Raw genomic sequence first — 12,595 nt, forward strand, 5'->3', positions numbered from 1 at the left:
CTCGGCGTGGGCCTGCGGGCATCGCTTCACGACGCCCCCGCGCCCGCCTCCCCGGAGGCGGAGGTGGGGCGTCGATTAGTGCTGCGCGCGCTCTGGTTCGCGGCGGTGGTGGGCGTGGTGCGTACCGTCTTCATCGCCTCCCGGGCGAACCGGGGCACCGACTTCGAGCCCATTTGGGCGGCGGTGCAGCGCTACGTCCACGGTGTGCCCGTCTACAACGAGGACTACTCCACGCTCGACCCCCACTACCTCTACTCCCCGGGTGCGAACGTCGTGCTTGCGCCCCTGGCGCTTTTCGGCTCGTTCTCCATCGCGCGGTGGGTGATGATCGCCGCGACCGTGGTGTCGGTCATCACGGCGATCTGGATCGCCGCACGGCTGCTGACGCGGACCTGGGCGGTGCCACTCGCGCTGTTGGCAGTCGGGGTGTTCTTCAACACCTCCGAGCCGGTGCGATCAACCGTCGAGTACACCAACATCAACGGCTTCCTCCTGCTGGTGATGGTGACCTTCGTGTGGGCGGTGGCAGCTCTCGACGGGCCGATGAAGCGGCAGTTCGCCCGGCCCGAGACGTACCTCGCCGGGGTTTTGCTCGGTTACGCGGTGACCATCAAACCGCAGTTCGTCGTTCTCACCGCCCTTCCGGTTCTGCTCCTGCAGTGGCCGGTTCTGCTGGTCGGCGGTGGGTTCTACGGTGCGCTTCTCGCCGTGGGGTGGGCGACGACCTCCGAGGTGCAGTGGTACACGGAGCGCCTGGTGCCGTACCTGAAGCAGCCCCGCGGTTACGACAACGGGTCTCTGCGGGCCGTGGTGGGGGATCTCGGGTTCTCCGGCGCGGTGCAGTTCGCGGTGATGGGTGTGGTGCTGGTGGCCGTGGCTGTGGCCGTCACCGCGCTGTTTCCGCTCCGGAAGCGCAACCGGGCGGCGTGGTCCTTCACCACACTCGGCGTGCTCTTTGCGGGGGTCTTCCTCGCCGGCGGGTTGCTGCAGGGGTACTACGCGATGTGGCTCATCCCCATGGCGCTGACCATCGTCTGCCCCCACACCCCGATGCGGTGGGCGATGATGTGGATTGCCCTGCTGCTCACCCTCAGCGGGTTGTCCGGCCTCTTCACCGAGGGAGTGCTCGCCGACTCGCGGGAGAGTCTCGGCCCGACGGTCGGCTGGGCCCTCGTCCCCGTCGTGGTGGCGACGTGGGCCGTGCGGGAGAACCGGATCACCCGTCGGCGGTGAGCGCCACGACCGGATGGCAGTCCAACTTTCGACGGTACTGCGCCGGTTCCCCGGACAAGGGCGGTGCAAGCGGTTACAGTCTCGCACATAGAGATTCTTGACAGGAGCTGCGGATTACCTGCCGGTGACCCGTAAGCCACGAGCGTGGATGTGTTGAGGTGATGAGTGTGGCGGGGTGTCGTGGCAGGAGATCTGTGGTTGTCGGGAGCGTCGTCGTGGCCGCCGCCGCAGCGGGGTGTGCCCCGCAGACGGCGGAACCCCTGGCCGAGCCCACGGTGGAATCCCGGGCGGGCGACTCGTCGCAGGCACCAACGTCCACCGATGCCACCTCCAGCAGCTCACCCAGTTCAGCGACGGGGTCGTCGTCGGCATTGACGTCCACAGGGGCGATGCGCTCCGAGCCGAGAACGCCCCCGGTGTGTGATGACGCCGTCCTGCACCAGACGCCCGGATTGGCAAAATTCACGTTCCTCGGGAAGGACTGCACGAGTGAATTCCAGGAAGTGGGGATGCCGGGCACGGACGCGTTAGCAATCGCGCGGTGGGACGGGCAGAAGTGGGAGAGTGTGGTCCCGGATGGTCGGACGGAGGGCACCGGTATGGAGGTCCCCTGCTGGGAGCCCGGCAAGCTCCGGTCGATGGGCGTTCCCGAGGCAATCGTGAAGAAGAAGGCGGAGTGCAGTGTCCACTAGGCAGTCCTTGGGATCTCTCTCAGCGGGGGCCGTCTTCGCGGTTGTCGCACTGACGGGGTGCGCAACGGACGGTCTCGCCGGTGACAACCGGGACGTGGTGCCCATGTCCACCGCCACCGTGGTCACCGATGCAGGGTCCACCTCCTCATCTGGGGCCAGCACCACGTCTACGGGGACGACGCGCGCGACACCGGCGACACCCCGGCCCGATGTCCCCGTCAACCCCGGGGATTTCGAGCGGGCCGGCATGAGCGTCTTCACCTACATCGTGGGAGCCCGTACGGGGACCTGTGCGATTAGCCCGCACGGTGCCACGTGCCAGGGAACAACCCCGTCAGACGCGCCGGTGGTGACGGCCGTCCCCCTCCCGCCCCGTAAGGCGGATGCGATCTACGTGGGTGAGGACGGCATGCATTACACGGTCTTCGAAGGCGTGGGCCCCTCTCAGGGGACCCTCGACCATGGCCGGTCGATTTCCGTGCGGGAAAATTTGTGCCGCTACCCCGATGACAATACCTTGACCTGCATTTCCGGCATGGGTTCTTTCACCATTTCCGCCGACGGCGCGATCGCTCCCCACGGCCAGCTCCACGACCCCCCAGTGTGGACGCTGCCCGATTATTATTGATTTTCCCGGGGATGCACAGTGTCCTATCAGTTAATCTTGCCCTAGCATCATTCGATTTACCCGCCACCGTCCCCGACACCGTGGCAGCCGTCCTCTAGAAAGGTTCCGCTTACAGTGGCCCACTACAATCTCTATTCCTCGCTCGGTTTGGACCGCGGCATGGATTCGAAAACGATCGCGGCGGACCTCCAGAACCGCATGACCTCCGGGCTGGTCACCAACCCCGGGGGAACTGAGGAACTCTCGATTGCGTCCCGGATTCTGGGTGATCCCCGGCGTCGTTCCCTATATGACGCAAAGCTCGACGATTCCACCGCGCCCGACATCACCATCGGCTCCCTCCGTGAGTTGGCGGATGCGGATCTCGGTCCGCAGCCCGGGGGATCTTCCGTGTGCGGCTCGGACGCAGCCCCGGGACCCGGTGCAGGGGTGCCGGCGGGCGGGAAACCGAGAATCAAGGACCGGCTCAGTGGGAGCACGGCGGTGTTCTCCCGGCGCGCCCGGGAGGCCCAGGAGAAGCTGGCGCCCACCGTCGATAACACCAGGACCGAAATCAAGCAGTCCTCGAAGCGGGTCATCATCGGCACCGCGTTGGTCACAGCCGTTGCCATGCTCCTCCTCGGTGGTTTGATCAGCTTCGGGTTCGACCGCACCGCAGCCGGGGAGAGAAAAGTGGCGAAGTCGGCCAATCAATTCCTCCGCCTGAACGATCGGGAGAAAGCGGAGAAGTGGGTTAAGGACAACGCCGTCTTCGACGAGCAGGACGAGATCAGTGATGACATCGACCTCTCCGATTTCAAGGGGGTGGACCGGGCGCTCGGAACGGAGGGTCCGAGCGTGGGCGAGGTTGTCGACTTTGCTCCCACCTTCCGCGCGCTGAATGTGTACGACGACGACCAGTGGAAGGACGCGCTTGACCGGGAAAACCTTGACGGGCTCTACATGGTCCGCGTCAATAACAAGAACGGTGGTGACAGCAAGAAGCGCCTCACGTACGTGGTCCAGGATGGGCATGCAAAGCTCGTATCCATCGGTTCATCGTCAAACACGCCCGACAGCATTGTGAACAACTTGTCTTTCTGACGAGTACCCACAACCAACCCTGAACTGAAGGCACAACATGTCAGAGCCAACCCTGCCCGACCTCCTCCAATCCGAATACGGTTTGTACCAATTAACCGAGGTATCCCGGACTCCGGAGTCGGTCGTCTACAAAGCGTCCAACCAGTGGGGAAACCGCAAGGTAGAGGTTGAGTACGCGAATGATCACCCGGATGAAGCGGTTGCGGGCGCAATCGAGGAGCAGGCATCGTCGCTTGAGCGCCTCCGACATCCCGCGGTCGCTCGAATGGAAGGTTTGGGAGTAGTTGACGGCAGGGTTTTCGTGGTCCGGGAACCGGTTTCGGGGGAAACTCTCCGGGATCTTGTAGGTACCCGCTTGAAGTGGTCCAACCCCTTCACAGGTGAGGAGGCGGCCCAGCTTCTGCGGCCACTTGCGGAGGCCGCCGACCAGTTCGAGCGGGAGGGGTGTGCAGGATTTCTGGGCAGGTCCTTGACACCGGACACGATCGTGGTGCGTCGGCAGGGTGCGGACGTTTCCCTCCAGGCGGCAAAGACCGGCCCGGCACCCCGCCACCCGGACTCCCCGGTCAACAGCCGGGAAGCGATTGCCGAGCTGTACGGTTTCATGACCGGTTCGCCCGTGGACGGTGCGAAGATCCAGGGCGCGTCCACCGCCACCGGCCTCCTCGACGCGCTGGTGCCCCCCGCCGCGCCCGCGACCATCGACTGGGGAATCCCCGCCGCGGCGGAGCCCGCCCCAGGATCGCATGCCGTGGAAACGGGGCCTATCCAGTATTTCCCCGACACCGACCCGGACATGGCGCGGAACCAGCAGTGGGGCACTCTGCCCGCCACAGGTACCTACGACACCATGGAACCGGACACCGCCGCCGCAATCGCTGCTCCGGTGCAGCGGAAGAGTCGCCGGGGGCTCGCACTCTTCACCGTTCTGTTGCTACTTCTTGTGGCAGCTGCCGCGAGCGGGTATTGGTGGTGGAGGAAAAACGAGGTCGGAGACGCCTGGCGTGGCGGGAACGCGAACCTGGCGCGGACGTTCCCCGACATCATCTCCAGGGGTGACGGCGCCCGGGGCTGGGAGAGCCTTCCCTGTTCGAGCCAGAGTGCTGATCAAGACCAAAAGGCCAAGATCCGGTGCGCCGACAAGAACCTGGGAGTCACCGTGGCGGAATACGGCGACAAAGGTGCCCGCGACGCCGCACTTCCGCAGACGGATACTCGGGTGGTTTTGCAGTCCGGTTCCTGCAAGGTCGATCAAATCGAGCTGCAGGGTCAGAACCCGCCCGCCTACATCCTCGCCCCCGAGGACACGCTGGACCGCTACACAATCACCATCAACGGGAATAACGCGGCCGACAAGCTCCTCTACTTGCCCATCTGCAAATAACAGAACTGCCCCGGTGTCGCTGAGGCGGCCCCGAGTCCATCGGGGCCCTGTAGAAGCGGGAGCCCGCAGGGCGGAATTAACAGGGTTGGGAGAAGTCGCCCGCGGTGTTCAGGGAGCGGGGGTTCGCAACACGCCCTCCGGCAACCCAGGCCGCGCAAAGTGCGCTGACATCGGACCCGAAGTCGCGGTAAACGGGGTAAATGTCCTGTCCATCTACGCGCGCGCGCATCGAAGGGCACGCTCCGGGAAGTGCGTACTGCGCCTGCGGGTAGGCCCCCAGTGCGCGGGATAACTCTTGCGGGGTCGCATCCCCCTGTCCATAAACGGATTCGTAAATGAGGATCCAGCGGCCGTCGCACGCGGGGGCAGATGGAGCACGTCCATTGCTCGCGGTGTAAAAGCGGGGATCAGTGGGCTGGCTTTTCTCAGCCGGGGAGGGGGAGGAAACCTGTTCTGCTGCCTGGGTGGGAGCGGGCGCTTCCTTCTCCGTCTTGGCCTCCCGGGTCGGACTAACGGAAGCCGTAGTACTGGGCTGCTGGAGCGTTTCGATCGGTCGAAACGCGGGCTCTTGGGGGGTGTCGCTACCTGAGCAGGCAGCAATAGAAACTGGAAGCGACAATGCGAAAATTGCGATCGCCGGTTTAGCATCTCGGAACACGGTACGGCTTCTCCCAACATGAACGGAAAATTACCCAGTTGTACGGATACTAGTGGCAGGGTTCCAGGTTCGCTCCGGTTTCAAAGGAGCTGGGTGACTTGATCCAGCTACTGACGCTGATTCCGGCCGCGCGGCGACCGCTACGAGCCCGGAATGGACTCTGCCTCCTCCCAGACGGAGGGGAGATCGGGGGCCCCGAGGATTTTCCTCACCCTCAGCGGGTTGTCGGGGTTGTTTTCCTTCGTTCCTCAAGGGGCCCTGCGCTGGAGCCTCGGGCCGACCATCGGGTGGATGCTGGTGCCCGTGCTGGTGGCGGCGTGGGCGGTGCGGAGGTTACGGGTGCTCCGGAAGGGGCCTCCGCTTGCCGACGCCCGAGCGGGCGCCGCCCACCCCCAGCGGGTGCGTCGCGGACGAGCGGCCGGAATCCCCGGTGGAGGGGTGTAGACGGCCCCGGTGGCCACTGAAGGTGAGATAGGCCGCGTAGCCGATGAGTACGCAGGTCAGCAGGAAGTCATCGTTTCCGATGATGTGCTGCCACGCGGACCAGTGGTCGGTGGTGCTGTGGTGGGGAGGCACCAACCAGTGGCCCCGGGCGACGAGCACGGCCCAGGTGAGCCCGGCGGCGGCGCGGTGCCCGGTGGCGGCCATGACAGCGATCGCGAAGGTGAGCCACACGAAGTGGTGGGACCATGAGATGGGGGAGCACAGCAGGGCGGCGCTGGAGGCGAGCAGGACGAGCCCGACGTCGCTGCCGCACCGCCGGGCGGCCGCCTCCATGATCACCCACAGGACCGCCACCACCACGATGGCACCGATGGCCCACAGTGTTCCGGCCCCGCCCGGCTCCAGTCGCGTGAGTACGCCGCGCAGGGATTGGTTGGCTGCGTAGCTGGCGTTCCCGATCCTGTCGGAGTGGCGGAGGGTCTCCGTCCAGTATTCGCGGGAGTTGCCCGGCGTAACGGCGAACCCGAGGAGCCCGCAGGTAATGAACGACGCCACGATGGTGGCGAACATCCTCCACTCGCGGCGGACGAAGGGGACCGCGAGGAACACGGCGGGGGTGAGTTTGACCGCCATCGCGATACCGGTGAGACAGCCGCGCCACCGGGACCCCCGGGGAACGGCAAAGAAATCGACGAGCACCAGGGCGGCGAGGATCAGGTTGACCTGGCCGAAAAAGAGGGTTTCCGTCACGGGCTCGGTTAGGGCGCCGGCGAGGGTCGCCCACAGGCTCCACGTCAGGTAATCCCGGTGCGGAATGAGCTCGCGCAGGAGGAGGAACATGCCGAGCCACAACGCGAGCAACGACACCAGCGTGACCGCGGCACCAGCTCCCCAGAGCGGCAGCGGGGCCAGTACCGTGCTCAGCAGGGCGGAGAACGGCGGGTAGGTGAACGGCAACGCGAAGTTGATTGAAAGGGGGAAGTAGGACGAGTAGAGGTCGGCCCCGTCGAGGAGGGCCCTGCCCCCGACCCGGTAGACATCGACATCGATGTGGTACCTGGGGTGGAACGCACGCCCGGTACCGGACGGTTGGACAAACCAGCGTCCTACCGCGAGCGCCAGAAGCACCAGGGGGGCTATCCGTCGGTAATTCACATTGCGCCTCCACGCCCGTCCAGTTCCGGTGTACCCGTGAAAACTTACTGGCGGTCAGCCGCCCGCCCCGGTTTGCCCCGTGCTTTTCGGGCGCCCGATGCTGTTCGCTAACGGTGAACACGGCCAGTGAGCTGGGGAATCACTGGGTACGTGCGGGCGCGAATACGGAACCCGGGAAGGGATGTCATACCCGCGCGTTATGGTGGGTGACAACTTTTAGCGAACCTAACTTTGAGAGAAGGGTAGCCACATGTTCGAGCGGTTTACCGACAGAGCCCGCCGCGTCATCGTCCTGGCACAGGAAGAGGCCCGCGCGCTCAACCACAATTACATGGGCACCGAGCACATCCTGCTCGGCCTGATTAAGGAAGGCGAGGGCGTCGCCGCCAAGGCTCTCGAATCCATGGGCATCAACCTGGAGGATGTGCGCCGCGAGGTCGAGGAAATCATCGGCCACGGCAGCCAGCCCGTCACCGGGCACATCCCCTTCACCCCCCGCGCCAAGAAGGTGCTCGAGCTGTCTCTCCGCGAGGGCCTGCAGATGGGCCACAAGTACATCGGCACGGAGTTCCTTCTGCTCGGCCTGATTCGCGAGGGCGAGGGCGTCGCGGCTCAGGTGTTGATCAAGCTCGGCGCCGACCTGCCGCGGGTGCGCCAGCAGGTTATCCAGCTGCTCTCCGGTTACGAGGGCGGGGAGGGCCAGAACCCGGAGGCGCCCCAGCAGGGTGGTTTCGCGGGCGCGGGTTCCGGTGCGGGATCCATGGGCGGGCCCGGCCCGCGCGGCGGCGGTCAGCAGGGGGAGCGCTCCAACTCGCTCGTCCTCGACCAGTTCGGCCGTAACCTCACCGCGGCCGCCCGTGAGGGCAAGCTTGACCCGGTGGTGGGCCGCGACAAGGAGATCGAGCGCATCATGCAGGTGCTCTCGCGCCGCACCAAGAACAACCCGGTGCTCATCGGTGAGCCGGGTGTGGGCAAGACCGCCGTTGTGGAGGGTCTGGCCTTGGACATCGCGAACGGCAAGGTCCCGGAGACCCTGAAGGACAAGCAGGTCTACTCCCTGGATCTCGGCTCCCTGGTTGCCGGCTCCCGCTACCGCGGTGACTTCGAGGAGCGCCTGAAGAAGGTGCTGAAGGAGATCAACCAGCGCGGCGACATCATCCTGTTCATCGACGAGATCCACACCCTCGTGGGTGCCGGCGCGGCCGAAGGTGCGATTGACGCGGCTTCACTGCTAAAGCCCAAGCTGGCACGTGGTGAGCTGCAGACGATCGGCGCCACGACGCTGGATGAATACCGCAAGCACATCGAGAAGGATGCCGCCCTCGAGCGCCGCTTCCAGCCGGTGCAGGTTGACGAGCCCTCGGTGGAGGACACGATCTCCATCCTCAAGGGTCTGCGCGACCGCTACGAGGCGCACCACCGCGTTTCCTACACCGACGACGCTCTCGCCGCCGCCGCGAACCTCTCGGACCGCTACATCAACGACCGGTTCCTGCCCGACAAGGCCGTCGACCTCCTCGACGAGGCCGGTGCCCGCATGCGCATCAAGCGCATGACCGCCCCCGAGGGGCTGCGCGAGATTGACGAGCGCATTGCGGAGGTCCGCAAGGAGAAGGAAGCGGCCATCGACGCCCAGGACTTCGAGAAGGCCGCGGGTCTGCGCGACACCGAGCGCAAGCTCGGCGAGGAGCGCTCTGAGAAGGAGAAGCAGTGGCGTGACGGCGACCTCGAGGAGATTGCCGAGGTCGGGGACGAGCAGATCGCGGATGTGCTGGCCAACTGGACCGGCATCCCCGTGTTCAAACTCACCGAGTCCGAGTCCACGCGTCTTCTCAGCATGGAACAGGAGCTGCACAAACGCATCATCGGCCAGGACGAGGCCGTGCGCGCCGTGTCCCGATCCATCCGCCGCACCCGCGCCGGCCTGAAGGACCCGAAGCGTCCCTCCGGCTCCTTCATCTTCGCCGGCCCGTCCGGTGTGGGTAAGACGGAGCTGTCCAAGGCTCTCGCCGAGTTCCTCTTCGGCGACGAGGATTCCCTCATCCAGATCGACATGGGTGAGTTCCACGACCGCTTCACCGCCTCCCGACTCTTCGGTGCCCCTCCCGGATACGTCGGTTACGAGGAGGGCGGCCAGCTCACCGAAAAGGTGCGCCGCAAGCCGTTCTCGGTCGTGCTTTTCGACGAGATCGAGAAGGCGCACAAGGAGATCTACAACACGCTCCTCCAGGTGCTGGAGGAGGGCCACGTCACCGACGGTCAGGGTCGCGTCGTCGACTTCAAGAACACCGTTCTGATCTTCACCTCGAACCTGGGCACCAGCGACATCTCCAAGGCGGTGGGTCTCGGTTTCTCCGGGAACACCGCAACGGATGCCGACGCGCAGTACGACAGGATGAAGAACAAGGTCAACGACGAGCTGAAGAAGCACTTCCGCCCCGAGTTCCTCAACCGCATCGACGAGATCGTCGTCTTCCGCCAGCTCACGCAGGAGGAGATCGTCCAGATGGTCGAGCTGCTCATCGGCCGGGTGGACAAGAACCTGGCGGCCCAGGACATGGGCATCGAGCTCACCGAGAAGGCGACCAACCTGCTCGCCCTGCGCGGCTTCGACCCCGTGCTCGGTGCCCGCCCGCTGCGCCGCACCATCCAGCGCGAGATCGAGGACGTTCTCTCCGAGAAGATCCTCTACGGCGAGATCGGTGCAGGCGAGATCGTCACCGTGGACGTAGAGAACTGGGACGGCGACGTGGAGGCCGCCCGCGCCGCACGCGGCAAGGCCGCCGAGGACGCGAAATTCACCTTCACCCCGAAGCCCAAGCCGCTTCCGCCGGAGACCTTCGACGTGGAGGAGGAAGAGGAGGTCCGCGACATCGAGCCGTCCCGCGAGGGAACCGCGCCCGAGGGTTCCTCCGACTACCCCGATGCCCCGGAGGACTCCCTCGAGGGGGACCAGGTGGGCCCCGAGGATGAGCCCGCGGGCGGCGCCGTCACCGAGCGCAAGCCCGGCGACGGTGACGAGGGCACCGGAACCGCCGGGGCAGGCCAGCCCCTCTAGGGCGGGCCCCGATGCCCGCCCACCCGGGCAGGGCACGCGCCCGCACTGAATGAAAGAGAGCCCAGCCGCGAGGCTGGGCTCTCTTCACGTTCCCGGCCTAAAACGTCCCGCAGTTGGACCCGGCCGGGACACCGGTGAATCGGTCCATCACCCACTGCATCGACGGCACAGCCTGGGTGAAGATTCCCGTGGCATGGTTCACCCCGATCTTGATGCCGGGGGTGATGGACGGGATGTGCTCGTTGAGCAGGGATGCCGGCGCGCCTGCGGCGCAGTAGTCGCGCGCAAGTTGGATGGCCTGCGGGGTGGGTACCAGCTCATCGTTGCCGCCCGTGGATACGAGAACTGGGCTCGTGGGCACCCGTCGGCCGAGCTTCTGTGAATCGAAGATCTTCTGGATCACCGGTTCGCGCGCCACGATGTCGCCGACCGATTCACCGTTGGCGGTCAGGGTCCGGCTGTCGGTCAGGCCCCACCTCAGGGCGTCGTCGGGGATGCAGGAGTTCGCGGTCTGGGCAACGAAGGCGCGGCCCCGGTCGTTGAGCTGGGGTTCGACGATCTCGCGCAGCTCCGGGTAACGGTCGTACCAGCCGTTGAGTGCGTAACCTAGTACCGCGGTGATTCCGGACGCGTCCACGCCCTGCATGGTGGCCAGCAGGTCCGCCGGGGGAGCGCCGGCGAAGGTGCCCCGCAGGTTGATGTCCGCGCCGTAGGACGGCTGGAGCTCCGCCGCCGCGGCCGCCGCGCCGCCGCCCTGGGAGTAACCGTAGAACGCGACCGGGTCGCCCGCCGGAACGACGGCGCGGGCGGCGTCGATGAGCGCGTGGCCCTCCTCGTCGTTCAGGACGTAGGTGTGCGCGCCGGGCGTGCCGAGGCCGATGTAGTCGGCCACCACCACGCGCATCCCGAGCAGGGACGCGGCTTCGTAGCTGGCGAGCTCGTAGTTCACGCCGAGCGCGGGTACGAGGGTGTCGATCTGCGCCGTCATCCACGGTCCGCGGGAGGGGGCGCACGCGTCACCCGCGCCGCGGGTGCCGGGAGCGAAGACAACCGTCGGCACCGGCCCCGGCCCGCGCCACGGGTTGGCCGGCTCGATGACGAAACCGGAGGTGGCCACCGGGTCGCCGTGGACCGTGGTGGAGGTGTAGAGAATTTTCTCGGCGTAACCGGGGAAATCCGGGCCGAGGATGTTCAGCAGGTGGGGAGCGGGTTGCGTCCGCAGGAGGCTTCCCGGGGCCCCGAGCTCGGCGACGGGGTCATCGTAGAAGGGGTCATAGCCCGCGATGGGGCTGTCGGTGGGGGTGGTGGCGGCGTGGGTGAGGCCGTCGGAAAGCTGCTGCGGGGTCGTCGAACTCTGTGCGGAGGCTGGCGCTGCGGCGCACACGGCGAGGGCCGCGGCCGCAATCATCGAGGTCAGGCGGGAAAATGCTGGCATGCAAGGGATACTACTAAGATTAGCCCGTCCAAATACTTAGTTTGAGGAGCAGAATGCACCACGACCCCGCTGCGATCGCCACGGCCTTCGTGGTCACCCTCCTGGCTGGCCTGTCGATGGGTCTCGGAGGGCTGCTTGTGGCGCTCAAACGCGAGCCGAGCAGGCGGTTCTTCGCCGCCGCGCTGGGTTTCGCGGCCGGGGTGATGCTCTACATCTCGCTGGGAGACCTCCTCGCGCACGGTTCGGAGGAGGCGTCCCCGGCCTCCGCGGTCGCCGCGTTCTTCGTGGGGCTCGCGGTCATCGCGCTTGTCGACGCCCTCGTGCCCCACGGCCGCCTCTCCTCGGGCGCGGGCGCGATGACGGCCCTGGCCTTTGCCCTGCACAACGTGCCCGAGGGGCTGGCCACGTTCCTCGCCACGCTGGAGGACCCCCACGTCGGCGTGCCCATCGCCATTGCGGTGGCCCTGCACAACGTGCCCGCGGGCATCGCCGTCGCGGCCCCGATCCGGCACGCAACGGGGCGGAAGTGGCGCGCCGCCGGGTGGGCGACCGCCGTGGGTCTGGTTGGGCCGGCTGCCGCCGCGCTGGGTTACCTGCTCCTGGTGCAGTTCGTCTCCGGCACGGGCGCGGGCGTGAACTCCGGGCTCGTCCTCGCCGGTGTCGGCGGCGCCATGGTCTACATCGCGGTGTCCAAGCTCCTGCCGGAGGCCTACGACACCGACCACCGCGAGCTCGCCGGGTGGGGAGCCTTCGCCGGCATGGCCGTCATTGCCGTGGGTGTCCTGCTGCTCCACGAGCACTAGGCGGGCCCCGGCGCGCTAGACT

General features: G+C 66.5%; 8 protein-coding genes. 6 read left to right on the forward strand and 2 right to left on the reverse strand.

Annotation, left to right across the window (positions count from 1 at the left end):
• Positions 1–6: 6 nt before the first annotated feature.
• From B3611_RS05310 to B3611_RS05325, 4 genes are all read left to right on the forward strand, one after another.
• A complete protein-coding gene (locus B3611_RS05310) occupies positions 7–1,233 on the forward strand; it encodes a glycosyltransferase family 87 protein (RefSeq protein ID WP_291314042.1) in 1,227 nt (408 codons plus the stop codon).
• A gap of 1,101 nt (positions 1,234–2,334) precedes the next feature.
• Positions 2,335–2,553, forward strand: coding sequence for a hypothetical protein (locus tag B3611_RS05315; RefSeq protein WP_291314043.1), 219 nt, complete (start codon positions 2,335–2,337; stop codon positions 2,551–2,553).
• A 159-nt stretch (positions 2,554–2,712) separates the two neighbouring features.
• Complete coding sequence (locus B3611_RS05320) at positions 2,713–3,636, forward strand: hypothetical protein (protein WP_291314044.1); 924 nt, start codon at positions 2,713–2,715, stop codon at positions 3,634–3,636.
• Between the two features lie 37 nt (positions 3,637–3,673).
• Complete coding sequence (locus tag B3611_RS05325; protein WP_291314045.1) at positions 3,674–5,020, forward strand: hypothetical protein; 1,347 nt, start codon at positions 3,674–3,676, stop codon at positions 5,018–5,020.
• 991 nt (positions 5,021–6,011) lie between these two features.
• Here B3611_RS05325 and B3611_RS05330 read toward each other — a convergent pair.
• Positions 6,012–7,277 (reverse strand): glycosyltransferase 87 family protein, encoded by a 1,266-nt coding sequence (locus B3611_RS05330; RefSeq protein ID WP_291314046.1) that lies wholly within the window; start codon positions 7,275–7,277, stop codon positions 6,012–6,014.
• 250 nt (positions 7,278–7,527) lie between these two features.
• Here B3611_RS05330 and B3611_RS05335 point away from each other — a divergent pair, with 250 nt between their 5' ends.
• Entirely contained in the window at positions 7,528–10,335 is a 2,808-nt protein-coding gene (locus B3611_RS05335) for an ATP-dependent Clp protease ATP-binding subunit (RefSeq protein WP_291314047.1), read from the forward strand.
• Positions 10,336–10,432: 97 nt separating this feature from the next.
• On the opposite strand, the gene B3611_RS05340 is transcribed toward B3611_RS05335, so the two are convergent.
• On the reverse strand, positions 10,433–11,770 hold the full coding sequence (locus tag B3611_RS05340) for a lipase family protein (protein WP_291314048.1): 1,338 nt from the start codon (positions 11,768–11,770) through the stop codon (positions 10,433–10,435).
• A 53-nt stretch (positions 11,771–11,823) separates the two neighbouring features.
• Here B3611_RS05340 and B3611_RS05345 point away from each other — a divergent pair, with 53 nt between their 5' ends.
• A complete protein-coding gene (locus B3611_RS05345; protein WP_291314049.1) occupies positions 11,824–12,573 on the forward strand; it encodes a ZIP family metal transporter in 750 nt (249 codons plus the stop codon).
• The last annotated feature ends 22 nt before the right edge of the window (positions 12,574–12,595 follow it).

It is taken from the genome of Corynebacterium sp. UBA2622, assembly GCF_002339505.1.
GTDB lineage: Bacteria > Actinomycetota > Actinomycetes > Mycobacteriales > Mycobacteriaceae > Corynebacterium.